This window comes from Pedobacter sp. G11, from assembly GCF_003860265.1.
Lineage (GTDB): Bacteria > Bacteroidota > Bacteroidia > Sphingobacteriales > Sphingobacteriaceae > Pedobacter > Pedobacter agri.
The window spans coordinates 617,800-642,738 of record NZ_CP034190.1; the positions used below are offsets into that span (position 1 = coordinate 617,800).

The following is a 24,939-nucleotide window of genomic DNA, read 5'->3' on the forward strand; positions in this document are numbered from 1 at the left end:
GTTTTGCAAATATTATTTTACCGTAATCGACTGCCTTTGATAGGTGTGCGCACTAAAGTAACCCAACGCACCGTTCGAAATATTTGATGGAGGATTTGCCGGCGTTGTGCCCTGGTTTGGCCCACGCCCCGATTGCTGGCTCAAAGTATACCAGTAGTCGAATATATTAGAATCTATTCCTTTCATCTCAACAATAACTGCATCACCTGTTTTCAAACCATCGTCATCATCATCGTTCGATTCATAATATAACTGAATACGCAATTTATTTCCATTGGTTAATCGGTCGTTATTAACGTAAACTCTTTTAGAAAAAACGTTGTTTACGTATAAGTTGAAATGGTAAAAATTGGTTTCATTTGCAGGATCAACCAAAAAAGCAGCTGCTGTTTTCCTTTCATTGCCAAAAAATGAATTGCTTACTACGCCAATAGAATCGAGTTTTACAAGCTTCGGCATGGTTGAGCTCGCCGTATAAGTTTTGCCATCTACCTTAACACTTAAATTGTAAGTATGGCCGGGGATCCCCTTCAAAGTTTGCGAATAAACCCCTGGACTTTGCTCAAAAAAGGTAACCACCATTCCGTTACTGGGATCTGTAACAACAACTGTTGCCCCTGAAACCTTCGGATAAACACCACTTTCATCATAACCAACCGTTTTGCTGATAATTACAGATGCACCACCCGCCTGATCGGTAATTTTTCCTTCAATTACAATTTGTGGCTCGGCATTAGTGGTATCTACCTCAATGATTTTTTTGCAGGAAGTAAAACAAAAACTGATTACTGCGATATATATGATAAGTTTCTTCATGGCATTAAAATTTAAAATTCCAGGTTACTGAAGGAATCATTCCAAATAGCGAGGTTTGTTCGGCAACGGTTTTACCAGGATCATTCGGATCATTGATAAATTCTATTGAGTAAGGGTTTTTTCTACCCAACGCATTATATACTCCAAAGTTCCAGCTCGACTGAAATTTACCTTTATTTTTTCCTTCAAGCGTAGCGCTTAAATCCAAACGCATATTGTAGGGCATTCTGCCTGCATTCCTTTGGGTATAATAATAAACCGTTTGCCCGCCAACAATATATTTTCCTGCCGGATAAGTTACAGCATTTCCGGTGCTGTAAATCAAACTCGATGAAAAAGTCCAGCGTTTGTTCAAATTATAAATTCCTACAAACGATACATCATGCGTTCGATCTTGCCTTGCCGGGAAATAATTTCCGTTATTCAATTCCGCAAATTTTCTTTCTGTTTTAGATAAAGTATACCCAACCCATCCATTTAACTTACCAAACTTCTTTTTAAAAAACAGTTCTAATCCGTAGGCCCTGCCCGTTCCGTACAAAAGCTCTGATTCTACATTCGCATTGCCCAAAAGTTCAGCAGCATCGCGGTAATCAATTTGGTTCTGCATCCATTTATAATATACTTCACCAGAAAATTCATAGTTATTTTCATTGAAATTCCGGAAGTAACCTGCTGCCACCTGATCGGCAATTTCTGGTTTAATGTTGTTGCTGCTCAATACATACTGATCCGTTGGTGAGCTGGACGTAGCATTGGTTAAGATATGAATGTTTTGTGTGTTCCGATTGTATGAAGCTTTTACGGAATTTTCCTCATTAAAAAGATAACTTACCGAAAAGCGTGGTTCGAGGTTAAGGTAATTTTTATAAAATTTCCCGCTGGTTACTTTTTCTGATGATAAAACATTTCCATCTGCATCATAACTTCCAAAATTTCCTGGCCCCAAAAGTGAAAAGGCCGCCAACCTTGCACCATACAGGAAATTTAGCTTTTCATTTACAGCCCACTCATCAGAAACGTAAACCGCCGTTTCCAATCCATACCGTTTTTCCTGCGTTAACGGATTAACCTGCGATTCTTGCGAAGTGGTAATATCAATTGGCGAGATGCGGTGATGGGTAGCATTAAGGCCAAACCTCAATGTATGTTTATTGCTGAAATACTGAAAATCTTCCTTAAAGTTAAAATCGCGAACCAAGGATGTCGCTTTGAAATTGGTTACATCATTCAGCAGCCTGACCGTATAATTATAGTTGTTGTAAATTAAAGAGGTATTGGAGAACAGGCGGTCGTTGAAAATATGGTTCAAACGAAAAGTTGTGGTTACATTCCCCCAGTTATTTTCAAAAAGATCTTTCACGCCAATATTATCCTTACCAAAATAACCCGAAATATAGATGGTGTTTTTGTCGTTTATTTTGTAATTGGCTTTTGCATTGATATCGTAAAAATTCAAAGTGCTGCCATTGATAGATGAGTCTGGAGATGCCTGTAAAAACAGATCAATATAGGTTCTTCTGAAACTCACCATAAACGAACCCTTATCTTTCACAATTGGCCCTTCTGCTTTTAAGCGAGAGGCAATTAAACCAATTCCACCTTGGAATTTGAATTCTTTATTGTTTCCATCATCCATCTTCACATCTAAAACTGATGATAAACGACCACCATATTGAGCAGGCATTCCGCCTTTGTACAAACTCACATCTTTGATGGCATCGGCATTGAAAGTAGAAAAGAATCCTAACAAGTGCGATGAGTTGTAAACCACAGCTTCATCCAAAATGATTAAATTCTGATCGGCAGCACCACCACGGACGTAGAAACCAGTATTTCCTTCCCCACCCGATTTTACGCCAGGCAAAAGTTGAATGGTTTTTAAAATGTCCTTCTCTCCCAACAAAACAGGAATAGAATTCAAAGCTTTCATATCAATGCGCTCCAAACCCATCTGTGCACTTTTTACATTTTCATTTTTGCGGTTTTTGGCACGGATTACGATTCCACCCAAATCGTTTCCTACCTTGAGTTCCTCATTCAGCTTTGTATCCTTGTTAAGGTAGATGTTTTTCGTAACCGGAATAAAACCTAAGTAGCTGATGGTGACTGTGTAGTTACCGGCAGGTTGGGTTAATGCAAAATACCCGTAATTATTGGTTTGTGTTCCTGCAGAAGTTGGCCCTGAAATCTTAATCGTAGCACCGATAAGCGTCTCACCTGAACTTCCATCGCGAATAGTACCGCTTAGCGTAAATTTATTTTGAGCAAGTAATGTGGAGGTTGAAGTAAAAAAAAGGAGGAGGAGCAAATATTGTTTTATCGACATGCTAAAATAATCTGATTTTTAAGATGGTTTTCAAAGGTACACATTTGAAAGTGCTATCATTTTATCAAATGTTTCTCTACAGCCTTTTTCCAAATGGCATAGCCCGCAGCATTCATATGCAACATATCGCCTACAAACAATTCAGGGCGGTTTTTCCCATCTTTGGTCAGCATCAGTTTGAATACATCTACAAACTTGGTATTAAGCTGGCCGGAAAGAAAATCTTTAATTAAAGCATTTGATGCGACAGCCTTGTCCCGAAATTGATCTCTGCTCGGGCTTGGTTTTATGGAAATATAAACGATGGGCACATTTGGCAGCTTCGCCCTGATGGAGTTGAACAACTTAATCGTTCTGTTTAATACGCTATCTGCGGTAGTCTTCGAATCAGGAAGATCGTTTTCACCAACATAAAGCACAATTTGACGAGGGTTGTAAGGGAAAACAACATCATTTAAATAGTAAGTGATATCATTGATTACCGCCCCGCCAATGCCTCTGTTTAAAGCGTTATATTTTGCAAAAACCTGTGTCAAATCATCCCACTTTCTTATCGATGAACTGCCCACAAATAAAACCGGATTAGCGGGCGGCTGAAACATTTTATCGTACTTTTTAATGGTTTGTACATCATCCCAAAAGTTTGGTTTTGATTGTGCAAAAGCGGTTAAAAGTATAAGTTGTGAAAATAAAAAGGTTAAGAATATTTTTTTCATGCTTATCATATTTGAATTCTGCAAGATAAGGAGGATCAGTTTAGTAAACTATTTAAAAATGTAACGGATTAATAGCAGAAATTAAAAGCAACATAATGCTTTGCATAAATAACGTTGAATGATTATATTCGATAATCCATAACATACTCGATACTAATCGATTAATTCAAAAAAAAATATCTATTATAAATATTAAACTGATGTAAAATGGACAAACTGCTGCCAATAATCATTCCCGGAACCATAGGTATTCTTGGTGCCATTTTAGCGATTATTATTAATCGGTATTTCGATAAACGGAACAAATTGCTCGCAAGCAAAAGGGAACAATTGGAAAAAATTTTTGCGCCCCTGGAGATCTTATCAAAAGTGAATAAGCAGGAATTTACAAGATTTCAAAAAATCGTTAACCACATTCCGGGAGAAAGGGAATTTATCGAACAAAGCATCTGGTATCCAAATAATTTAGAGATCAAAAGAATCATTATGACTCAATCTCACTTACTTGATCATATGCCAAACGAATTTTTGGATATTTTAGATCATGTTAATTTATGGCTGTTTGTTTATGATGCTAAATACGATAAAAAAACACATCATGACCATGTTTATGCCGGGCCTCATGGCAAACCCTACCCCACTCATGCTGATGAGTTTATATTCAAAAAAGCAAGTATGTATAGGAAATTACTCAATCAATAAACTAATCTCAACTGAGTAAATATTTCTCTATTGCTCCAGCAGCCTTTTCTGAATACCTTTTGTCAGTTTTTTTACTTTCATATATCCAGCTAAAGAGCTGTTTCTTTTATCAAAATTAATTTCCAGCCTGCCTTTTTGAGCTTTTAAATTAAACTTTTCTGTACTGTTTAAGTTAACCAACAAATCGATATTCTGATCAAGTGGGCGTTCGTTGTTTAAAGCGCTATCTAAGTATTTTTCTATTTTTCCGGCTTTATCTTTATCATAGTCTGCAATAAATTTGAACCCGGTTTCAGTATCTATTGTATTTAAAGATAAGTTACCATGGCCGTTTTTACAGCTGTAACCAAGAGAAGAAAGGAAAATAACTATTCCATATACTATTTTTTTCATATGATGTTTATTTAGTTGATTAATTGAAATGGTTAATTGGTTCGATGCATTAACGACTCATTGCCTATAAACTAACTACCATTAACTTCCTCCGGCTCTGTTTTTAATATCATCTGTCGCCGTATTTCTTGATCTGGCAGATTTCACATTTTGATTTCCGAAACTATAACTGATGTTGAAGTTGGCTCGTCGGCTGGTGTAGCGGTTCGTTACATTCATGTTCACATTTTGATAAATCAGGCTTCCTGCCCAGTAATTCGTCAGGAAGATATCATCCATATTTAATCTTAACTTAAGTTTTTTATTGAGCATGCTTTTCTGTATACCGGCGTTAATGGCATATTGCGTAACAGTGGTGCGTTCTACTCCCGAAACTCGGGGTGTATTTAACCAGAAATTTATTTCTACAGAAAAATTTTGCGGTAATGTGAAACTGCTCGAGCTATACAAATTTACAGCGGCTTTTCCAGCGCTGTAAGCCGCACCTTCTAAATTTCCATCTTCAAATTTGCTGTAATAGACGCTGGCATTATTTTGCAAATTCCACCATTTTGCAATTTTAATGGGCACATAAATACCTGCCGAAAAATTCTGGAACCGACCTAGGTTTTGACGAATGACGCTTATTACCCTGGTCGCATCATTTTGTTGACTAATTTGGGTAATCATATCACGGGTATCAGAATAGCCTAATGATAGTGAAGCCTGTTTGTAACTATAATTGATCTCGAAATTATCAGTAAACTGAGGTTTTAAATATGGATTTCCCTGATCTACAGCCAACGGATCCATATAGAAAACAAATGGATTGAGCTGCTGATAATTCGGGCGATCTACTCTCCTGCTATATGAATAACGAATATTATGATTTTCAGTAATTTTATGATTTAGGAATGCCGTGGGAAAAAGTGAAAGATAGTTCCTGTCTACTTCTTTATTATCTGTAACTGAATTTCCATTCGAATGCGTATGCTCCGCTCTTAAACCTACCTGAACTTGCCATACTTTCCAATCTTTCGAGAAATTTGCATAGGCGGCATTAATATTCTCTTTGTATACGAAATAGTTGGATTTCCCAAAGTCATTTTGCCAAACACCAGATAAAAATTGTTCCGAAAGAAAATCATTATTGGTAACCACATAACTGCTCTTCAAGCCAGTTTCAATTTTCATGGTTTTGGAAAGTGGAAGCGTTAAATCTGTTTTGGCTGCGTAAACATTAATTTTAGCGTCGGTAGTGTTTCGTAAACTGGTTTGGTTGGTTGCATCACCTGAAGCATTCAAATAGTTCGCCAAAAAATTTTCTTGCTTCTCATTGCTAAAGCCCGAATAATCCACATCAAATGTCAAGCTCCTTCCATTCTTGTCAAAATCGTGTTTGATGTTGAAATTCGCGGTTAAATTACCAATTGGCGAAGTAGACAAGGCATCTTGTAAAATCGAACTCAAATTAGTTGCCCCATTTTGAACGGCACTGATGTTGGTATTACTAAAATTAGTCAGTTTCGTTTTTATCGTATTTGCATCTAACATCACACCGAATACAGTTTTCTCCGAAGCGTAATAATCTGCGCCTAGTTTTCCCTGAAAACCAACACCTTTATTTTGCCTGTTAAAATTTTGGGTTAAGTAACTGGCCAATCCATTAGATAAAGTGGTTCGGTTGAGGTAGGTATTATTAAAATTTGATTTCCGTGCTACGGCTCCATTACCAAAAATATTCCATTTCCCTTCACGGTGATTTAAATTCAGGTTAACGCCGCCCCGATATAAATCTGTTGGCGAATTTGGCATAATTCCCTGGCCGCCATTAAAAGAAACTGTTCCGTTTGTACCGTAGGCTTTATTTCGTTTTAGTTTGATATTGATGATCCCTGCATTTCCGGCTGCATCATATTTTGAGGATGGATTGGTGATCAATTCAATAGTAGAAATTTGCTCCGCACTCATATTACTCAACAGGGCCGTCACATCAGCACCGGATAGAAAGTTGGTTTTACCATCAATCATTACCAGCACGCCAGATTTATTATTCAGCTTGATCTGGTCACTTTGCCGATCGATTTGTACACCCGGTGCTTTTTCCAAAACTTCAAGAGCCGTTCCACCGGTTGAGGTTATACTGTTTTCAACATTCAGAACGGTTTTATCTATCTGATGTTCGATAAAAGGCTTTTTACCAGAAATGCTCACCTCTTTTAACTGTTTCGTTGAACTCTCGATGTTGATGTCGGACATTTTCAGATCTGCATTCAGTGAGAATCTTTCCGTTTTTTTGGCCTTGTATCCCACCACTGACACCGATAACAGGTAACTTCCGCTTTTTAGCTGATTGATTTCATATAAACCATCCTGATTCGAAGAAACACTTTTCACCAGGCTTGTATCTGGAAAATTGAGAACACGAACAATCGCAAACGGCACAGGCACAGCCTTTTCATCAACAATTTTACCTGTAATTTTATAGATATTTTGGGCAAAGGAAACCCCACACACCATTAGGCATGTCAAGAGCATTAATAACTTTTTCATGATTTTTTCTTTAACTCATTTTAGTCTCTCCGCGGCATTTTACAACGGAGCGTACTCATTTTAGACAAGAAATTTCTTAACTGCAACCACTCAATTAAGATTATGCGTTTACTTCTATTGATTATCGGTATTTTCTTCAGGCTTGATGCCTAATTCTTCTTTAACTTCTTTCATTCTACTTAATACAGAATCTTGAAAAGTGGAATCTGTAGTTCTCATTTTTTTCGAAAGTTCCAGCTCACGTAATTCTAATTGTAATTTTTTCTTGTTCAAAGCCTCCTCTTTCAATTGAGCAATGCATTTTAAACCTTCTTCCGTCATGATCCAGGTACTGTAACCATTGTCATCACCTTCTTTATCTGAGCAGTCCCAGGTTCCCCAGTTATTGATGTAACGGTATGCATCCTCTTTGAAGATTAATCTCGTTCCTACCGGAACTTCAAGATTCAGCCAAACCTCCTGGTTTCTCCAAATGGTGCCTTTTCGTAATTGAAAACGCGGATTAAATAAGATGGTGGAATCCTTCAGGTGATAGTTATAATCAATATTCTGTGCATTTTGTAAGGCCCTTTGAAACGTTTTACCTTGCGACTCATATTTTTGAATTAATCGACTAGCCGTGTTTTCACTTTTTTCAACATTGATGCGGATATTATATGGCGCTACAAAAGGACCGTTATCAAAATCATCTGTTACAATTTGCCTGCGATTATCCGGATTGATATTATATTTTAAGCTATCCTCTTTACTAAAATATTTACTTCTGTCAATATCAATAATGTAGGTTTTATACGATTTTAAATCATTGCTTTGTGTAAGCTCTGCATGTTGTTTAAACTCCGATGAAATCTTTGCCGCATGATAACCAGCTGTTGCTACACCCGCCAACCAAATAATTAACAATGGAAACGAAAGTGTTTTGTTAATAGCCTGCTTGTTGAAAGCAAAACGAATGGAAAACAATACCAAAGCCAACACCGGAATAAAAAATACGATGAATGCACTGAATAAAATTACCCCCCGGTTGCCTTCATCAATAATAGAAAAAGGGAAATATTCATAAACACTCGAATCCCAGAATCCTTGAAATGCTGCAAAACCAACAATTAGCGAAAGCATAAACAGCACACCAAATAGTACGATCAGTCCTGCAATTACTTTAAAAACTACCTTTCCGGTTCCTGAAATGAAACGGCCCAGCCACTCGAAAAATTCGCCGATGAAAATACCAATTTGCCCGAAAATAGATCCGGTATGTTTGCCAGCAATGGCCAAACCTTGTTTTAACGCAAGCAATTCTTCATCTAAGTTCTTTTGAAAACCTTGCAAATTCGCAGGTTCGCCTTTCATTTCCATTCTTTCGATACGTGATTTAGCTTTTGGCATAATAATCCAAAGGATGGCATAAACCAAAAAGCCAGCACCACCTAAAAACACCGAAAGCAAGGCAGCCAGACGAATCCATTTCGCTTCAGTATTGATATAATGCGCAATTCCGGCGCAAACACCTGCAATTACACGCTCATCCATATCGCGGTATAATTTTTTATCCGCTTGGAATTGATAGTTCGTATTTAGTACAGGTTCTTCTTCATTCTCTTCCACACCGTCGAAATCCTGAACACGCCCCATTTGTGCAATTACCAAATTCACATCATTTACATCAACCACCTGTTTCTTTTGCGCTTCAAGTTGTTCCGTTAATAATTCAGCGATACGATTTTCGATGTCGGTTACAATCTCTAAATCGTCGGCATGATTAATAAAATGCTGCTTTACTTCGTTTAAATAAACTTTTAAGAGTTCGTAGGCACTTTCTTCGATGTGAATAATTGTGTTGCCTATATTTATGATGATGGTCTTTTCCATTTCTATTTAAAATTATGATTTGGCTCCTTCTTGTGAAACACCTACAGCATAAGCCAGTTCTTGCCAGGTTTGATCTAATTGAGATAAAATATCCTTTCCAACTTCTGTTAAGGTATAATATTTACGGGGCGGGCCTGAGGTAGATTCTACCCAGTTGTAGCTTAACAAACCATTGTTTTTAAGCCTGGTTAATAATGGATATAGTGTGCCTTCAACCACCAATAGCTTTGCCGACCTTAATTCAGCAATAATATCCGAGGCGTAAATTTCGCCACGTGAGATGATTGATAAAACACAGTATTCCAGAATTCCCTTCCGCATTTGTGTTTGCGTATTTTCTGCTATCATAATACAAAGATATATGTTTTATATTGTACTATGCAATACATAGTACTAAAATATATTAAACTTTTGAATCAAAGCATTGATAGTCAGATAATTAATTTTATGGTGAAATTTTTATTCTTCTCATTAGGATTATCTTTTTAAGGTTTTGTTGGAAAGGAATGCCAGAAATGCTTCGGTATCAGCGGTCCCGCTATCGCCCATAGTCCCGATTTTAAAAAAGAAATCGGGAGCTATTTGGCTTTATCGGGTTTATATAGTTAGGCTTGTGTAAGAAATAAAGTGATCCTTTGAAAAATCTTCTCAAGTCAATACTTTGTTCAATAGAAAGTATAAACCATCAAACAAATCACTACAAATTAGGTAGGCTAAATATATTTTAATAATTTTGCAGCATTATAACTTCATTCATGAAAAAATCAATTGCCAGCATTGTTGCTGAAGCAAACGAAAGCGGCGAGGGAACGCTCAAAAGAACCTTGGGTCCGATTAATTTGATTTTAATTGGCGTTGGTTTAACCCTCGGTGCCGGATTATTTTCCATTACAGGTCTGGCGGCAGCCAATCATTCCGGACCAGCGGTAACTTTATCATTTGTAATAGCGGCATTAGGCTGTGGTTTTGCAGCCCTCTGTTATGCCGAATTCGCCTCGATGATTCCAGTTGCAGGCAGTGCCTATACTTATTCTTATGCCACCATGGGCGAGCTTTTTGCCTGGATTATTGGCTGGGATCTGGTTTTGGAATACTCTGTAGGTTGTGCCACGGTTGCCATTAGCTGGTCGCAATATTTAACACGCTTTTTAGGAAGTTTAGGGATTTATTTACCACCACAACTTACCCTCTCTCCTTTCGAAACTGCAAAACTAGCCGATGGTTCAACCGTAAATGGAATTATTAATATCCCTGCCGCTTTAGTGGTAGTTTTAATGACAGCCATTTTAATCCGTGGAACCAAAGGTTCAGCAATTGTAAATGGAATTATTGTATTTTTAAAAGTTGGCGTGGTTCTGATTTTCATCGCACTCGGTTGGCAGTACATCGACCCAGCAAACTATCATCCATATATTCCGGAAAACACGGGTACGTTTGGGCAGTTTGGATGGAGTGGAATTTTGCGTGGTGCAGGCTTGGTTTTCTTTGTATTCATCGGCTTCGATGCCGTGGCCGCATCTGCTCAGGAAACCAAAAACCCCGGCCGTGATTTACCAATCGGAATTATTGGGTCACTATTAGTTTGTACAGTTTTATTTGGCCTGTTCGGCCATGTAATGACGGGCTTAGCAAATTATAAAGAATTTGCAAATAGTGGTGCACCAGTTGCCATTGCGATTGAAAAAACACCTTACGGATGGTTAAGCCAGGCCATTATTTTGGCCATTTTAATCGGCTATACTTCTGTAATTTTGATAGATTTAATGGCACAATCGCGAATGTTTTACTCTATTAGTAAGGATGGTTTATTGCCAAAAATGTTTTCTGATGTGCATTCAAAATTTAAAACGCCCTGGAAATCAAACATTATTCTCTGTATTTTCATTGCACTTTTCGCAGCCTTCGTTCCGATGAATGTAGTGGGTGAAATGACAAGTATCGGGACCTTGCTAGCGTTCCTGATGGTATGTGTCGGTATTTTAATTCTACGAAAAACTGATCCGGATGCCAAACGTCCGTTCAGAGTGCCCTGGGTTCCGTTGATTCCGATTTTAGGTATTTTAACCTGCGTAGCCATGATGGTATTTTTACCTGCCGATACCTGGATACGTTTAGTAGTGTGGTTAGCTATCGGTTTAGCAATTTATTTCTTTTACGGTAAAAAGAATAGCAAACTCCGTGAAGGCTAATTATTTGATATTGTATTTGGCCAAAATTTTCAAGAGTTTTGGCCGAATATCTTCCGTAAAACGATAAAATCCTAAGTCATTTGGGTGCGTGCCATCAACAGTTCCTTCATGGTCATTTCCCAGAAAATTTTCTGCGGAAATAAAATATAAATCTTTAACACCTTTCTTTTGCAAGTTGAGGAATTGACTTTTGATCTCTTCATTCTGTAACCGTACCCGATCTCCAATAGCCGCATCTACATAACCACTTTCCCTAATCAAACTCTGCATGATAATAATAGGCGCTTTCGGATGTAAGTTTCTGATGGTTTGAACCAGATAATCCGTTCTGCTTTTAATTTGCTCGGGCGATGAATTAGGCACACAATCTAAAATGTAAGCGTCGGCATCAATTTTAGCTATCAAATCGGCGACTTCCTTTTCCATTTTAGCGCTTCCGCTTAAACCCATATTGATGAAGTTTAAACCTGTTTGTCGAGACAAAATTGCCGGATAGGCCAATCCTGATCTGCTCGCCGAAGCACCATGCAAAATACTAGAGCCATAAATTAAAATCCTGCTCTTAAATGGAATTGTGCCGGCTGTAATCGTTGAGTTAGAACTAATGCCAATTGCTAAATCATTAATCTCATCATATAAAGGAAGATAGAGCAAAAACTCCTTCTGCCCTTCCATCAGATTGTTTACCAGCGATGCTTCAGTACACTGTTCTAAAGGTTTACCTACACCACAAAACTGCCACTTCCCATTTAATTTAACATATAAATCAAGTCCCTTTTGAGCAATAGCAGTCATATTGCTACCCACTTTACTTTTAGAATTACACCATTTTGCTTTTAAAAATTTGCTATCAGTTTTAAAAGAAACCGCAATCCCTGCCGACATAGTCAGTAATCTTTTAACTGCAGCGGGAAGCCTTGGATAATCTATAGTATCTAACCTTTGATAAATATTCCCGGTTTGAATCATTTTACCAATTATCGTCAGATCGGCTGCTTTAACAAATCGGGCAGGATTCGCATCTTGCGAATAAGAGGGTTTTGCCAACAAGCAAAGGAATACCATTGAGAAATATATAGATTTCATAAGGATAAACTTATTTAAAAAAATCAATCCAATATAAGCAATCTGTATACCTATCACATATTAAAAATCAATCGTTGTTTCTTTTTAAATACAGAACTAACCACTTGTTTATCAATAATTTTACATAACGCTTTTATAAATCATCAATATTTCACAAAATATTGTAAGTTATCCACAATTAAACAATTTTATGGGTTTTTGGCTTAGGATTTGAATTAAAAAAATAACCCGTAAAAACATTTTCCTATGATTATTAAATTAGACACATCGGTTTTCAGACTCAGCCGAGAAAAAGCTGAAAAAGTAAAAAAAGCTGACATACCATTAACCAGAGAACAGTGGATTAATGCAGATAGAATTGTAATGGCTACAATGCTTATTGCCACAATTGTTGGCGCTATTTTATTTTAGTTTCTAATGATTCTTCAGAAATCTTCTGCAATCATTTCTTTATTGATCATTACGGCCGCAATAGTTCCAGCTGCTGTTATTACTGATAGCGATCTCATCAGGGTCGTACAATCTCCTGCGGCATAAACGCCTTTAGCAGTTGTTTGCTGCTGCTCATCTACTTTTATTGTTTTAAATTCTGTGAGATCAAAGCCTAGTTGTTGATGAAAATCGATATGTTGTTCCACATCAGTTTTAGCGTAAATGGCTTTTAATTTCAAAATCGTTCCATCGGCGAAAACAACACGCTCCAATTCGCCATCATGGTGTATTAATTCCGCAATTCCTGTTTCGATGATTTTAATTGATTTAGATTTTAACTTATTGGTTTGTTCAGCAGTCAATTCTGACTTGCCATTGGTTAAAAGCGTTAAATCTTTATTCCAATGATTAACATTTTTGGCCATTTCATAAGCGATATCTCCATTCATAAGTAAGCCGATTTTTTCGCCACTTACTTCATAGCCATGACAATATGGACAGTGAATAACCGAGATACCCCAACATTCAGCAAAGCCTTTAATATTTGGAGATACATCTTTCAAACCGGTTGCAATCAGCAATTTTCTGCTTGAATAACTTATAAGCTCGTTTACTACAACACTGAAACCACCTGTTATTTTTTTGGCTGCGTTCACCGTTCCATCAATGAATTTTACAGTAGGGTATTGAAGCACTTCTGCTTTTGCCTGGGCGGAAATCTCCGCAGGCCGATCTCCATCATGAGTTAAAAAGTTGTGAGCATGTGGCGTTTGCCTGTTACAGGGTTTATCAGCATCAACAATTAGTATGTTTCTTTTAGCCCTACCTAAAGCTAAGGCCGCAGATAACCCGGCATAACTGCCGCCGATTATAATTACATCAAAATCCATATCAAGTTCTTTGAAACAAAATTCAGCAAAAATTTTTTAAATGCAATATAGTTGCATTAAATAAATGTCATTTTATTTTTGATAGATCAATGCCTTAATAAACTGACCATAATAGCTTCGCTCTTCAATTATTTTATAACCTGCATCATTGAAATATGGTGACATATCTACCAGATTACTTGCCTCAACATCACTTATCAAACCGAAAAATTTATACATCACCTTTAAAAAAAGTTTTTTCCACCACTTTCCGCTTTTGGGTTGAGTTGTGAAATCAACGAGAAACCATAGTCCATCTTTATTTAACCTGACGTCCAATTTTTGAAAAACTAAATGACATCTTTCCTGAGCAAAATTATCGAACAAAAATGGCGTTAAAATAATATTGAAATGATCCTCTAGATTGAAATCTTCGATACTGGAATGAATAAACAAAACGCTGTTTGCTCCATAATCTCTATCTTTAGAGAGTTTCAGCATTTTAGCAGAAATTTCCACATAAGTAATTTTTAAGCCTGAAGGATGACGTTTACCTATTTCTTCCAAAATCCAGCCCGTACCCCCACCGACAATCAGTATAGAACTATTTTTCGTAATATTTTTCAGCTGATTAATTTGGGCGTTGAGCTGCGATTTCCCAAATACCAAACGGCTTAAGGAATCGTAGTAGTTGGCTATTTTATCGTAGTTATTGATCAAGAACGTTAAAGTTAACTGGAAAATTCATGGTAATCTGCTAGCTAGTTACAAATTGCATCCCGATAATACCACAAATGGCTTTAAATAAAATTAAACCATCAATAACCATCAAATAATAGAGAATATTTTTTCTTCGGTGCATGGAATAGGCCACGTAAATGGTTACAACAAATGGCAAAACGTTACACAATACCTGCGGAAGGCCAAATCCTTTGTAATTTGCAAATATTCCTAATGAAAATAATCCTACAATTAATAAAGGGATGAGAATTTGGAAAATAGTTTTGCGCAATCCATAACGCACCACGAAAGTTCGCAAATGCTTATTGGCATCTGTTGGATAATCTTTGATATCGAAAATTATGGCATTGACGGTGCAGAACATCCAGTTTTTTATGAATAGCCACGTCCACAAAACAGAATCGTGATAACCTATTCCGGTTTCGATTTTGAGCATAATTAGTGGTAGCACATTTGCACAGCATGCCCAAACAAATCCGATAACAAAAGCTTTTAGCCAACCTGTACTGCGCAAGTTAAATTTTAAAAAAGATTTGGGCAACAAACCATAATACAACAATGCCGCGACTACAACTACGACAATGGCAGCCCAATAGCTGATTGGAAGTTTTAATAGGTTATTAAAATTATCATAAAGTAGATTAACAATTAGCGAAGTACAAACTGTAAATAATATACTTTGACTCCAATTGATTAATTTTTTGTGTTTAAAATACCATTGTGCTCTGGGGTTTGTAGCCAATGGCTGATTTGAAACTTTGTTATAGGCGTAAGTATAATAAATGGTAGGTGCTAAAAACAGCAAAAGATAATAGTTTAATGAATTGAAAGGCAAACGCAATTGCAGAGTTGCCTCGACAGTTAAAGCCACTGCAAGAAAACCTACGAAGTAATTTCCAAAAAATATAAACCTAATTATTTTATCCATTTACTTCTGAAGTGCATCGTGAATTTAAGAGCCAATTTCGGATATATTATTTAAATACGGAGTAAATTAATAACAATCAAACAAGTGGAGAATTGAAATGTTAGCATAATACATAACGATAGAGATGAAAAATTTATTCAACAAGCTTACTACTGTTAATACAGAAGATGGCAAAACTGTTTCGGTTGCAGGAAATAATTATAAAACGATTATCTCCGGCAAGCATACCAATAACGAATATGCGGTAATAGACATGCTTGTTCCATCTCTAGGCGGACCTGGTCCTCATTCACATCCAGATATTCAGGAAGCATTCTACATTTTAGATGGCGAAATTGAATTTACGACCGAGGAAGGAAATTATACAGCAAAGAAGGGTTCATTTGTGAACATCCCAAAGGGAGGCATGATTCATCAATTTAAAAACCTGAGGAAGAATCTTGCACATATGATTTGTATTGTTACTCCTGCTGGTATGGAAGAAATGTTTGAAGAAATTGGGACACCAGTTGAAACCAATACGTTTTTGCCCACTCCTGAGATTAATGAAGAAACCATAGCCAAGGTAAGTGAAGTTGGAGAAAAGTATGGTCAGAAGTTTTATCCGGCAGATTATTTCAAAAAATAAAAAGCCTCTCAGTTTCCTGAAAGGCTTAGTGTGGGAAATGAGGGGTTCGAACCCCCGACCCCCTCGGTGTAAACGAGGTGCTCTGAACCAGCTGAGCTAATTTCCCTTTCCTTTTGGGAATGCAAATATAGCGCTATAATCTTGTTTCGCAAATCTTTTTTATTTTTTTTCAGCTTAACAAAGTTTCTAATATTTTGTGCGATTGAACTTCCCCAAACGAAGCCGTATGTAAGGTATAGAAAACCAATATCTTATCTAACAAAAAACGCCTTTGTATGTTACTCATTTTTATTTCAGAAATTTTTTCAAGTGGTGTTTTAAAAAGAGAAATAAAGCCTAAAGCATCTTCTAACTGAAGATAGTTGGAATGAATGGGAACTCTTGAAACAAATTCTCCTTCCTGTAAATCAAAGTAGTTTTGATCCGTCCTTCTCTTTTCATTTGGAGAAAAGCCTAAAAAACGAGTGAGTTTAAGTAAAAATGAAAGGTGAAAATTTGGATTGAGTTCTTCAGTTTCATCAAACCAGGCGATGGCATTAAAGATATAATCAAACAAGCTATCATCTGCTGATTGTTGTCGAATACTTTTGTAAAGCACTTCATTCAAGAAAATAACAATACTGGTTTTCACCATATCATAGGGAATACTTTTGAAAACAGGCGTCTGCCTAATTTCCGAAACCCGCTGAATATTGGTATTTGTTTTATGGTAAACCACCATATCTAAAAGATGCAGCGATTGCAGCATATTCATCTTAATCTTTGCTTTAGGCTTCTTTACCCCATTGATTAGGTAAGATTGCATCCCGAATTTATCGGTAAGCACCTGAACAATTACGCTGCTTTCACTGTAATTGGTGGTTTTCAAAACAATCCCCTTGACTTTGTGCAACATCTAGCTAAAACATTTTTTTCAAAAGTATGTTATTTGTGCAAAATAAATTGAGCAAAAAAGCATGCCAATTTATAAATAAGAGTAGTTTTGCCCTTATCATATTATTAAAACTAGACAACACATGTGGGTTAAGCTATCGAGGTTTATTCTTCAGAACCGTATTGCGATTATTGTATTTTTCGTACTTGGTACAGTTTTCATGGCTTATCAGGCCAAAAATGTCAAACTTTCTTATACCGGAAGCAAAATCCTCCCCGTAACCGACAGCGCCTTTGTGAAATATAATAACTTCAAAAAAACTTTTGGTGAGGATGGAAGCGTTATGGTTGTTGGCATTCAATCGCCTGGTATTTTTAAGAAAGATATTTACAACAAGTGGGTTCAGTTATCGAATGACATTCAGAAGCTAAAAGGAATAAAGGCCGTTCTATCGTCTGGTAAGATTTTCCAGCTGGAAAAAGATACTGTTGAGCAAAAGTTTGTTTTAAAGGCCATTCCAAATGGTTTGGTGAAAACGGATGCTGAAATGGATTCGATTAAAAGCACATTATACAACACGCCATTTTTTGAAGGATTAGTTTATAATAAACAAAATGCCACATTGATGGCAATTACCTTCGATACAAAAATCCTGAATTCTGCGGAACGAAATCCAATATTAAAACAAATTGAAGAAAAAGCGAAAGCCTTCGAAAAGGAAACAAAAATACAAGTTCACATCTCCGGTTTGCCATACATCCGTACGGCAGTAAGTAAGTTGGTTAGCAATGAATTTGTGTTGTTTTTAGGTTTATCAATTCTCGTTTCAGCACTCATTTTATTGATATTTTTCAGGAAGTTCTCAGCAGTCTTTTACCCGATTCTGGTGGTGGTTATGGGCGTAATCTGGAGTATTGGTACCTTGGTTTTATTCGGCTATGAACTGACAATATTAACCGGATTGATTCCACCGCTAATTGTTATTATAGGTATCCCGAACAGTATTTTACTGCTCAATAAGTATCAAAACGAACTTCGGAAAGATGGCGACAAACAAAGGGCTTTAAGCGTTACTATTGAAAGGATTGCCGTTACTACATTAATTGCAAACATCACTGCAGCTATCGGTTTTGGTGTTTTATATTTCACAGGCAGCGAATTATTGATGCAGTTTGGTAGTGTGGCATCGATAAATGTAATGATTACCTGGTTAATGTGCCTGTGTTTAATCCCGATCATTTTCAGTTACCTGCCTGCTCCTAAATTAAAAGCGCAAACACATTTGGAAGATGGTTTTCTGCACAAGTTATTGGTTAAAACCGATCGCCTTGTTCAGCAGAAAAGTAGTCTGATTTATATAGGCACAATTGTAATTTCCATTATTGCTTTTATTGGCGTGATGAAAATTAATGTAAATGGTTATGTAGTTGATGACTTGCCTAAGAGCTCAACAATACTAGCAGACCTAAAATTCTTTGAGAAAAATTTCGAAGGGATACTGCCTTTGGAAGTAAGCGTTGACACCAGGAAAAAAAATGGTGTTTTCAACCTGACTAACCTAAAACGCATGGAGAAAATGGAAAAGATGATTGCAGCTTATCCTGAATTTTCCCGTTCGATCTCCGTAAATATGGGCTTAAAATATGCTACTCAAGCATTTTATAATAATGATTCCACTTTTTTCAGATTACCTGATAACATGGAGAAAAACTTCATCCTGGCTTACATTGCCAGTGGTGGAAAAGGAAACGCAAGCTTATTAACTAATTTTGTAAGCAAGGGCAATCAAAGCACAAGAATTAGTTTCCAGATGGCCGATGTGGGTTCGAAACGTTTAGATGCAATTATGGCTGAACTCAAACCTCGTATTGATAGCATTTTACCTCCGGATAAATTTGATGTTGAGTTGACAGGTTCCAGCATCATCTTTTCAAAAGGAACAGATTATATGCTCAAACACCTTTTTGAAAGTATCGGACTGGCGATTGTTCTGATCTCGCTTCTTCGCCTGGCCCAATTCAAAAGTTTGGGTATTATGTTTATTTCCCTGTTACCGAACATTGTTCCGTTAATTATTACTGCTGGAATTATGGGTTATTTTGGTATCTCTCTAAAACCATCAACCATTTTAATTTTCACCATTGCTTTTGGATTGGCATCCGATCAAACCATATATTTTCTAACCCGATACCAGCAAGAATTAAACCTGACCAACTTTAGCGTTCCGAAAGTAATTACAGATACGATTACCGAAACTGGCGTAAGCATGACCCATATTGCTTTAATTTTATTTTTTGGCTTTGGAATTTTTACGGCCTCCACTTTCGGCGGAACAGTTATTTTAGGTTTACTTCTTTCGATAACTTTATTTGTTGCGTTAATTTTCAACTTAACTTTATTACCAGCTTTGGTTTTGTGGTTAGATAAAAAGAAAGTTAGGAAGATGGTTTCTGATGAAGAATCGGCTAAAAATGCGGAAGAGTTTGACCACTAACCACTGCTGAAACTGATTTAGTTTAATCTGCAGTTACCTGAATTTATTTCAGAGTTTTTCTTTCAAAGGGAGATACTGAAATAATTTTGGCATAACTTGAGCTTTAGAAATTGAATTTATTATTCGAACTTGAGTATCTAAACCTGATGGCAGCGAACACGAGTGAAATTTTTCATTGAACGAGTAAAGAGAACAGCAGGACGAACATTAAAATGAAATGCAGGTCATGATTTTCAGAATCTTTTATTTAGAAAGCTGTTAAACAGATTTGAGGAAATATGAGTTTACTATCAAATAATCAACCAACTTACTCCTTGGCTGGCTTTTCATCTTCTTCGTCTACCGGTACAGGAATTGTAGGATCGGTAATGATTTCTGCTTTACCGTCCCCATCATTTTTGGCGAACAGTATAGGGTATAACATCCACAACGCACCAACCATAACCAAAACGCCTGCTAAAACTTGTAAATAGCGGGCCCAGCTTACTTCGTAAGCGCTTAAAATGCGGTAGGCAATAAACGATAGCACGCCAAGTATAAGCACCAAAACGGCTTTTTGTAATTTAAGTAACTTGATCATGGATTCATTCGTTTAAGTTTGATAATATGAACTAAAACAAAGATGAGTCCAATTAGTTCTAATGCACCACAGAAATAAAATGAATACAGTACGAAATCGCGATTGGCAGGATTAATAACTGCTACAATTGGCAGTGCAATTACGGCTGTAATCATTAACAAAAGTCCGATATTAAATAATTTCACCTCAAAAGTATTTACATCTAAACTACCGAATTTGAGCGAAAAATTTTAACTTTGCAACCTTAATTTTTTGAGGTACTTGATTGATGTATAACGAATTTAAACAATTAGACCTTGCCAAAATAGGGCAAGATATACTGGATTTTTGGAAAGAAGAAAACATCTTTGAAAAGAGCATTTCTTCACGCCCAAAATCCAATCCGTTTACTTTTTACGAAGGACCTCCGTCTGCCAATGGTATGCCGGGGATTCACCACGTAATGGCTCGTGCTATTAAAGATATTTTTTGCCGCTATAAAACAATTAAGGGTTATCAGGTTAAACGTAAAGCCGGTTGGGATACCCATGGCTTACCTGTAGAGCTTGGTACTGAAAAAGAATTAGGTATAACCAAAGAGGATATCGGTAGAACTATTTCTATTGAAGATTATAACGAAGCGTGTAAAAAAACAGTAATGCGCTACACCGATGTGTGGAACGATTTGACTGAAAAAATGGGCTATTGGGTTGATATGGACGACCCATATATCACCTATAAATCGAAATACATGGAATCGGTTTGGTGGTTACTGAAACAGATTTACGATAAAGGCTTAATTTATAAAGGTTATACCATCCAGCCATATTCACCGAAAGCAGGAACAGGATTAAGCTCGCACGAGGTAAACCAACCTGGTGCTTACCGCGATGTTACCGATACCACAATTGTTGCACAGTTTAAGGCATTAAACGATACTTTGCCGGCCTTTTTACAAGGCTTTGGCGACATCTATTTGCTTGCCTGGACCACAACTCCATGGACTTTACCATCGAATACCGCTTTAACTGTAGGGCCAAAAATTGATTATGTTTTAGTAAAAACCTTTAACCAGTATACATTTTTGCCAACGAATGTTATTCTTGCCAAAAACCTGGTTGGAAAGCAATTCAGCAAAACTTTCTTCGAAAGTAATGATGTGGATGATTTCGCAAATTTTAAAGCAGGCGATAAGAAAATCCCTTACCAAATTCTTGCCGAATGCAAAGGAACTGAATTGGTTGGCATTAGATACGAGCAACTTTTAACTTATGCTTTACCATACAATAATGCTGAAAATGCTTTCCGAGTAATTTCCGGAGATTTTGTAACGACTGAAGATGGTACCGGTATTGTACACACCGCTCCAACTTTTGGTGCTGATGATGCTAAAGTTGCAAAAGAAGCAGTCCCTGAAATTCCACCAATGTTGGTATTGGATGATAACGATATTCTTGTTCCTCTGGTAGATTTACAAGGGAAATTCACTAAACATGTTGGTCCATTCGCTGGCAAATATGTTAAAAACGAATATTATGATGCCGGTACCGCACCTGAAAAATCAGTTGACGTAGAAATTGCCATCTTATTAAAAGAAGAAAACAAGGCGTTTAAAGTAGAAAAATATGTTCACAGTTACCCACATAGCTGGAGAACTGATGAGCCGCTTTTATATTATCCTTTAGATTCATGGTTCATTAAGGTAACAGATGTTAAAGACAGAATGTTCGACCTGAACGAAACCATTAATTGGAAACCAAAATCTACCGGCGAAGGTCGTTTTGGTAACTGGTTAAAGAATGCGAACGACTGGAATCTATCACGCTCTAGATATTGGGGCATTCCTTTGCCAATCTGGAGAACTGAAGATAAAAAAGAAGAAGTTTTAATCGGTTCTGTTGAAGAACTTTACAATGCCATCGAAAAATCTATAGCAGCTGGTTTCCAAAAAGAAAATCCGTTTAAAGGATTTGAAATTGGCAACATGTCTGAAGAGAATTACGATTTAATCGACTTGCATAAAAATGTAGTGGATCAGATTACGCTGGTATCTCCATCAGGTAAACCAATGACGCGTGAAAGTGATTTAATTGATGTTTGGTTCGATTCTGGCGCCATGCCTTATGCACAGTGGCACTACCCTTTTGAAAACAAGGAAAGTATTGATGGAAATGAAGATTTCCCGGCAGATTTTATAGCCGAAGGTGTAGACCAAACCCGTGGGTGGTTTTATACCTTGCATGCCATCTCTACCTTAGTTTTTGATAAGATCGCTTACAAAAACGTGGTTTCAAATGGATTAGTGTTGGACAAAAACGGGCAGAAAATGTCTAAACGTTTAGGCAACGCTGCCGATCCTTTTCAAACCATAAATAAATATGGTGCCGATGCTACTCGCTGGTACATGATTTCAAATGCCAATCCATGGGATAACCTTAAATTTGACATCGACGGAATTGAGGAAGTGCGTCGTAAATTCTTCGGAACGCTTTATAATACATATGCATTCTTTGCTTTGTATGCTAATATTGATAAGTTCGAAATTGATAAAGACAACTTAAGCAAGGTTGCAGATAGAACCGAATTAGATCGTTGGATTTTATCTTTATTGCAAAACTTAATTAACGAAGTTGATGAGGCATACAACACTTATGAGCCTACTAAGGCTACCAGAGCAATTCAGGCTTTTGTTGATGAGCATTTAAGCAACTGGTACATTCGGTTGAGTCGCCGCCGTTTCTGGAAAGGTGAAATGACTGATGATAAACGTGCTGCTTACGAAACGCTTTATACTTGTTTAGAAACACTGGCGCAGTTAATGAGCCCTGTTGCACCTTTCTTTGCAGATTGGTTATATAGAAACTTAACTGTAACCGATAAAAATGCGGAGCAGTCGGTTCATTTAACTTTATGGGTAGCAGCTGATGAAAGTTTAATCGACAATGATTTGAACGAACGTATGGTTTACGCTCAGGATATTTCTTCGATGGTTTTATCATTAAGAAAAAAATCAAGCATCAACGTCCGTCAGCCTTTAGCAAAAATCTTAATTCCATCTTTAAACGGTGATTTCGAGCAAAAAATTGGCAAAGTAGCCGATTACATCTTATCAGAAACGAATATTAAGCATATCGAATTTATCACCGATACGCAAGGTATCGTGAAGAAAAAGGTAAAACCAAACTTTAAAGTTTTAGGTGGAAAGGTTGGCAAAAGTATGAAAGCAGTGGCTGATGCAATTAATAACTTTACTCAGGAGCAAATCTTCGAACTGGAAAAAGAAGGTCAAATCAGTATTCAAACAGATCCAAAGCTTGGAGAAAGTATTACATACGATGTTCAATTATCTGACGTAGAAATTATTGCTGAAGATATCCCAGGATGGCAGGTAACAAATTTAGGCAGCCTAACTGTTGCTTTAGATGTAACCATTTCTGAAGAACTGAAACAAGAAGGAATTTCCCGCGAGCTGGTAAATCGGATACAAAATTTGCGCAAAGAATTAAATTTTGAAGTAACCGACAAGATAAAGGTTAGTTTACAAAACGATAACCTCGTTGCTACTGCAGTTGCTAAAAACAAGGCATACATTTGCGCAGAAATTTTGGCAGAGGAGTTAGAATTAATAGATACTGTAACAGATGCAAACAAAATCACCATTGATGATGTTGAGTTAAGCATTTCAGTAACTAAAATATAAATCCATATATTAGAAAACTAAATTAAAAACATGGAAAACAGTAACAAAACACGCTACTCAGACAGTGAACTTCAGGAATTTAAAGAATTAATTCAAGATAAATTACGCATGGCGAAAGAAGAACTTAACGCATTAACATCATCGTTAAGTAACCCAAACGCAAATGGCACAGAAGATACTTCGGGAGCTTACAAAACACTAGAAGATGGTTCAGCAACCATGGAGAAAGAGCAAATCAATCAATTAGCTGCTCGTCAGAAAAAATTTATTGATAACCTGGAGAATGCTTTGGTTCGTATCGAAAACAAAACCTATGGTATTTGCCGCGAAACGGGCAAATTAATCCAAAAAGAACGTTTACGTGCGGTTCCTCACGCTACTTTAAGCATGGAAGCTAAATTAAAGCAGAGTTAATGAAAGGCTATACAAAACCTTTAATTATTATCTTTTTGGTTTTATTGGCCGACCAGCTGATTAAAACCTGGGTTAAAACCAACATGTACCTTGGTCAGGAATTCAATATTATCGGTAAATGGTTCATTATCCACTTTACTGAAAATAATGGAATGGCTTTCGGGATGGAATTTGGTGGAGAATTTGGAAAATTAGCTTTATCGCTTTTCCGCATTGCAGCAGTTGGTGGAATAGGTTATGGATTACATTACTTAATTAAGCACAAATATCATCGTGGCCTGATTTTGAATGTAGCTTTAATCTTCTCCGGTGCGCTTGGCAACATCATTGATTCGGTATTCTATGGCAAGATTTATGGCTATGAAACCTGGTTTCATGGTCGTGTGGTTGATATGTTTTATTTTCCAATCGCCGAAGGGCATTTCCCAAGCTGGATTCCAATTTGGGGAGGAGATGAATTTATATTCTTCAGACCGGTTTTTAACCTTGCAGATGCTGCGATATCTGTCGGTGTCATTTTGATCTTAATCTTCCAAAAAAACTATTTTAAAGAAGATGTGAAAGACGATGTCGGCATCAATAGTGAAATTGTAGAAGACTAAGTTTTTGTCATTCTGAGCTTGTCGAAGAATATTGACTATCAGTATAGAGCCCATTTCTTAATTGAA

General features: G+C 36.9%; 21 protein-coding genes and 1 tRNA gene. 8 read left to right on the forward strand and 14 right to left on the reverse strand.

All coding sequences use genetic code 11. The features are described from left to right. Window positions 1–12: 12 nt before the first annotated feature. From EA772_RS02735 to EA772_RS02745, 3 genes are read right to left on the reverse strand one after another with little or no spacing between them, the layout of a single operon-like run. On the reverse strand, window positions 13–816 hold the full coding sequence (locus tag EA772_RS02735; protein WP_124911091.1) for a DUF4249 domain-containing protein: 804 nt from the start codon (window positions 814–816) through the stop codon (window positions 13–15). 4 nt (window positions 817–820) lie between these two features. Next, window positions 821–3,145 carry a TonB-dependent receptor gene (locus tag EA772_RS02740; protein ID WP_124911092.1) on the reverse strand — a complete coding sequence of 775 codons (2,325 nt, stop codon included), beginning with the start codon at window positions 3,143–3,145 and terminating at the stop codon, window positions 821–823. A 56-nt stretch (window positions 3,146–3,201) separates the two neighbouring features. After that, window positions 3,202–3,861 carry a GDSL-type esterase/lipase family protein gene (locus EA772_RS02745; RefSeq protein WP_124911093.1) on the reverse strand — a complete coding sequence of 220 codons (660 nt, stop codon included), beginning with the start codon at window positions 3,859–3,861 and terminating at the stop codon, window positions 3,202–3,204. 207 nt (window positions 3,862–4,068) lie between these two features. Between EA772_RS02745 and EA772_RS02750 the strand changes: the two genes are divergently transcribed. Next, window positions 4,069–4,563: a hypothetical protein gene (locus EA772_RS02750; protein ID WP_010600373.1), complete on the forward strand. Its 495-nt coding sequence runs from the start codon at window positions 4,069–4,071 to the stop codon at window positions 4,561–4,563. 27 nt (window positions 4,564–4,590) lie between these two features. Here EA772_RS02750 and EA772_RS02755 read toward each other — a convergent pair whose 3' ends face one another. The 4 genes from EA772_RS02755 to EA772_RS02770 all read right to left on the reverse strand — a co-directional run bounded on the left by EA772_RS02755 (window position 4,591) and on the right by EA772_RS02770 (window position 9,705). Continuing rightward, window positions 4,591–4,956 carry a hypothetical protein gene (locus tag EA772_RS02755; RefSeq protein ID WP_124911094.1) on the reverse strand — a complete coding sequence of 122 codons (366 nt, stop codon included), beginning with the start codon at window positions 4,954–4,956 and terminating at the stop codon, window positions 4,591–4,593. An 81-nt stretch (window positions 4,957–5,037) separates the two neighbouring features. Next, complete coding sequence (locus tag EA772_RS02760; protein ID WP_124911095.1) at window positions 5,038–7,488, reverse strand: outer membrane beta-barrel family protein; 2,451 nt, start codon at window positions 7,486–7,488, stop codon at window positions 5,038–5,040. Window positions 7,489–7,602: 114 nt separating this feature from the next. Then, window positions 7,603–9,357 carry a PspC domain-containing protein gene (locus EA772_RS02765; RefSeq protein WP_124911096.1) on the reverse strand — a complete coding sequence of 585 codons (1,755 nt, stop codon included), beginning with the start codon at window positions 9,355–9,357 and terminating at the stop codon, window positions 7,603–7,605. 12 nt (window positions 9,358–9,369) lie between these two features. Continuing rightward, the gene (locus EA772_RS02770; RefSeq protein WP_116169228.1) at window positions 9,370–9,705 is read right to left on the reverse strand and encodes a PadR family transcriptional regulator; all 336 of its coding nucleotides are present in this window, start codon (window positions 9,703–9,705) and stop codon (window positions 9,370–9,372) included. Between the two features lie 407 nt (window positions 9,706–10,112). On the opposite strand from EA772_RS02770, the gene EA772_RS02775 reads away from it, so the two are divergent. Further along, complete coding sequence (locus EA772_RS02775; RefSeq protein WP_124911097.1) at window positions 10,113–11,546, forward strand: amino acid permease; 1,434 nt, start codon at window positions 10,113–10,115, stop codon at window positions 11,544–11,546. Here the strand turns inward: EA772_RS02775 and EA772_RS02780 are convergent, their stop codons facing one another. Next, window positions 11,547–12,632: an SGNH/GDSL hydrolase family protein gene (locus tag EA772_RS02780; protein ID WP_168187472.1), complete on the reverse strand. Its 1,086-nt coding sequence runs from the start codon at window positions 12,630–12,632 to the stop codon at window positions 11,547–11,549. A gap of 246 nt (window positions 12,633–12,878) precedes the next feature. Here EA772_RS02780 and EA772_RS22000 point away from each other — a divergent pair, with 246 nt between their 5' ends. Beyond that, the gene (locus EA772_RS22000) at window positions 12,879–13,043 is read left to right on the forward strand and encodes a hypothetical protein (RefSeq protein ID WP_010600366.1); all 165 of its coding nucleotides are present in this window, start codon (window positions 12,879–12,881) and stop codon (window positions 13,041–13,043) included. 14 nt (window positions 13,044–13,057) lie between these two features. Here the strand turns inward: EA772_RS22000 and EA772_RS02785 are convergent, their stop codons facing one another. The 3 genes from EA772_RS02785 to EA772_RS02795 all read right to left on the reverse strand — a co-directional run bounded on the left by EA772_RS02785 (window position 13,058) and on the right by EA772_RS02795 (window position 15,602). Then, window positions 13,058–13,954 carry an NAD(P)/FAD-dependent oxidoreductase gene (locus tag EA772_RS02785; protein WP_124911099.1) on the reverse strand — a complete coding sequence of 299 codons (897 nt, stop codon included), beginning with the start codon at window positions 13,952–13,954 and terminating at the stop codon, window positions 13,058–13,060. A gap of 72 nt (window positions 13,955–14,026) precedes the next feature. Continuing rightward, window positions 14,027–14,653 (reverse strand): class I SAM-dependent methyltransferase, encoded by a 627-nt coding sequence (locus tag EA772_RS02790; RefSeq protein WP_124911100.1) that lies wholly within the window; start codon window positions 14,651–14,653, stop codon window positions 14,027–14,029. 37 nt (window positions 14,654–14,690) lie between these two features. After that, window positions 14,691–15,602 carry a hypothetical protein gene (locus EA772_RS02795; RefSeq protein ID WP_116169223.1) on the reverse strand — a complete coding sequence of 304 codons (912 nt, stop codon included), beginning with the start codon at window positions 15,600–15,602 and terminating at the stop codon, window positions 14,691–14,693. A 124-nt stretch (window positions 15,603–15,726) separates the two neighbouring features. Between EA772_RS02795 and EA772_RS02800 the strand changes: the two genes are divergently transcribed. Beyond that, window positions 15,727–16,230: a cupin domain-containing protein gene (locus EA772_RS02800; RefSeq protein ID WP_124911101.1), complete on the forward strand. Its 504-nt coding sequence runs from the start codon at window positions 15,727–15,729 to the stop codon at window positions 16,228–16,230. Window positions 16,231–16,261: 31 nt separating this feature from the next. Here the strand turns inward: EA772_RS02800 and EA772_RS02805 are convergent. Together EA772_RS02805 and recO are read right to left on the reverse strand one after the other, a co-directional pair. Further along, window positions 16,262–16,336, reverse strand: a tRNA-Val gene (locus EA772_RS02805). 63 nt (window positions 16,337–16,399) lie between these two features. Then, the gene (gene recO, locus EA772_RS02810) at window positions 16,400–17,125 is read right to left on the reverse strand and encodes a DNA repair protein RecO (RefSeq protein ID WP_116169221.1); all 726 of its coding nucleotides are present in this window, start codon (window positions 17,123–17,125) and stop codon (window positions 16,400–16,402) included. 121 nt (window positions 17,126–17,246) lie between these two features. On the opposite strand from recO, the gene EA772_RS02815 reads away from it, so the two are divergent. Next, window positions 17,247–19,598, forward strand: coding sequence for an RND family transporter (locus EA772_RS02815; RefSeq protein ID WP_246834027.1), 2,352 nt, complete (start codon window positions 17,247–17,249; stop codon window positions 19,596–19,598). Between the two features lie 307 nt (window positions 19,599–19,905). Here EA772_RS02815 and EA772_RS02820 read toward each other — a convergent pair whose 3' ends face one another. Next, window positions 19,906–20,178: an isoleucyl-tRNA synthetase gene (locus EA772_RS02820; RefSeq protein ID WP_116169220.1), complete on the reverse strand. Its 273-nt coding sequence runs from the start codon at window positions 20,176–20,178 to the stop codon at window positions 19,906–19,908. Between the two features lie 268 nt (window positions 20,179–20,446). Here EA772_RS02820 and ileS point away from each other — a divergent pair, with 268 nt between their 5' ends. The 3 genes from ileS to EA772_RS02835 are packed head-to-tail and all read left to right on the forward strand — an operon-like array spanning window position 20,447 to window position 24,873. Then, window positions 20,447–23,857: an isoleucine--tRNA ligase gene (gene ileS / locus EA772_RS02825; protein WP_124911102.1), complete on the forward strand. Its 3,411-nt coding sequence runs from the start codon at window positions 20,447–20,449 to the stop codon at window positions 23,855–23,857. 30 nt (window positions 23,858–23,887) lie between these two features. After that, window positions 23,888–24,271, forward strand: coding sequence for a TraR/DksA C4-type zinc finger protein (locus tag EA772_RS02830; RefSeq protein ID WP_010600357.1), 384 nt, complete (start codon window positions 23,888–23,890; stop codon window positions 24,269–24,271). Next, window positions 24,271–24,873 (forward strand): lipoprotein signal peptidase, encoded by a 603-nt coding sequence (locus EA772_RS02835; protein ID WP_124911103.1) that lies wholly within the window; start codon window positions 24,271–24,273, stop codon window positions 24,871–24,873. The genes EA772_RS02830 and EA772_RS02835 overlap by 1 nt, the downstream gene beginning before the upstream one ends. Window positions 24,874–24,939: the final 66 nt, after the last annotated feature.

What these genes read in the sequence shown, in the direction of transcription:
- EA772_RS02735 (WP_124911091.1), bottom strand. Translation starts at nt 816, where the DNA reads ATGAAGAAACTTATCATATATATCGCAGTAATCAGTTTTTGTTTTACT.
- EA772_RS02740 (WP_124911092.1), bottom strand. Translation starts at nt 3,145, where the DNA reads ATGTCGATAAAACAATATTTGCTCCTCCTCCTTTTTTTTACTTCAACC.
- EA772_RS02745 (WP_124911093.1), bottom strand. Translation starts at nt 3,861, where the DNA reads ATGAAAAAAATATTCTTAACCTTTTTATTTTCACAACTTATACTTTTA.
- EA772_RS02750 (WP_010600373.1), top strand. Translation starts at nt 4,069, where the DNA reads ATGGACAAACTGCTGCCAATAATCATTCCCGGAACCATAGGTATTCTT.
- EA772_RS02755 (WP_124911094.1), bottom strand. Translation starts at nt 4,956, where the DNA reads ATGAAAAAAATAGTATATGGAATAGTTATTTTCCTTTCTTCTCTTGGT.
- EA772_RS02760 (WP_124911095.1), bottom strand. Translation starts at nt 7,488, where the DNA reads ATGAAAAAGTTATTAATGCTCTTGACATGCCTAATGGTGTGTGGGGTT.
- EA772_RS02765 (WP_124911096.1), bottom strand. Translation starts at nt 9,357, where the DNA reads ATGGAAAAGACCATCATCATAAATATAGGCAACACAATTATTCACATC.
- EA772_RS02770 (WP_116169228.1), bottom strand. Translation starts at nt 9,705, where the DNA reads ATGATAGCAGAAAATACGCAAACACAAATGCGGAAGGGAATTCTGGAA.
- EA772_RS02775 (WP_124911097.1), top strand. Translation starts at nt 10,113, where the DNA reads ATGAAAAAATCAATTGCCAGCATTGTTGCTGAAGCAAACGAAAGCGGC.
- EA772_RS02780 (WP_168187472.1), bottom strand. Translation starts at nt 12,632, where the DNA reads ATGAAATCTATATATTTCTCAATGGTATTCCTTTGCTTGTTGGCAAAA.
- EA772_RS22000 (WP_010600366.1), top strand. Translation starts at nt 12,879, where the DNA reads ATGATTATTAAATTAGACACATCGGTTTTCAGACTCAGCCGAGAAAAA.
- EA772_RS02785 (WP_124911099.1), bottom strand. Translation starts at nt 13,954, where the DNA reads ATGGATTTTGATGTAATTATAATCGGCGGCAGTTATGCCGGGTTATCT.
- EA772_RS02795 (WP_116169223.1), bottom strand. Translation starts at nt 15,602, where the DNA reads ATGGATAAAATAATTAGGTTTATATTTTTTGGAAATTACTTCGTAGGT.
- EA772_RS02800 (WP_124911101.1), top strand. Translation starts at nt 15,727, where the DNA reads ATGAAAAATTTATTCAACAAGCTTACTACTGTTAATACAGAAGATGGC.
- recO (WP_116169221.1), bottom strand. Translation starts at nt 17,125, where the DNA reads ATGTTGCACAAAGTCAAGGGGATTGTTTTGAAAACCACCAATTACAGT.
- EA772_RS02815 (WP_246834027.1), top strand. Translation starts at nt 17,247, where the DNA reads ATGTGGGTTAAGCTATCGAGGTTTATTCTTCAGAACCGTATTGCGATT.
- EA772_RS02820 (WP_116169220.1), bottom strand. Translation starts at nt 20,178, where the DNA reads ATGATCAAGTTACTTAAATTACAAAAAGCCGTTTTGGTGCTTATACTT.
- ileS (WP_124911102.1), top strand. Translation starts at nt 20,447, where the DNA reads ATGTATAACGAATTTAAACAATTAGACCTTGCCAAAATAGGGCAAGAT.
- EA772_RS02830 (WP_010600357.1), top strand. Translation starts at nt 23,888, where the DNA reads ATGGAAAACAGTAACAAAACACGCTACTCAGACAGTGAACTTCAGGAA.
- EA772_RS02835 (WP_124911103.1), top strand. Translation starts at nt 24,271, where the DNA reads ATGAAAGGCTATACAAAACCTTTAATTATTATCTTTTTGGTTTTATTG.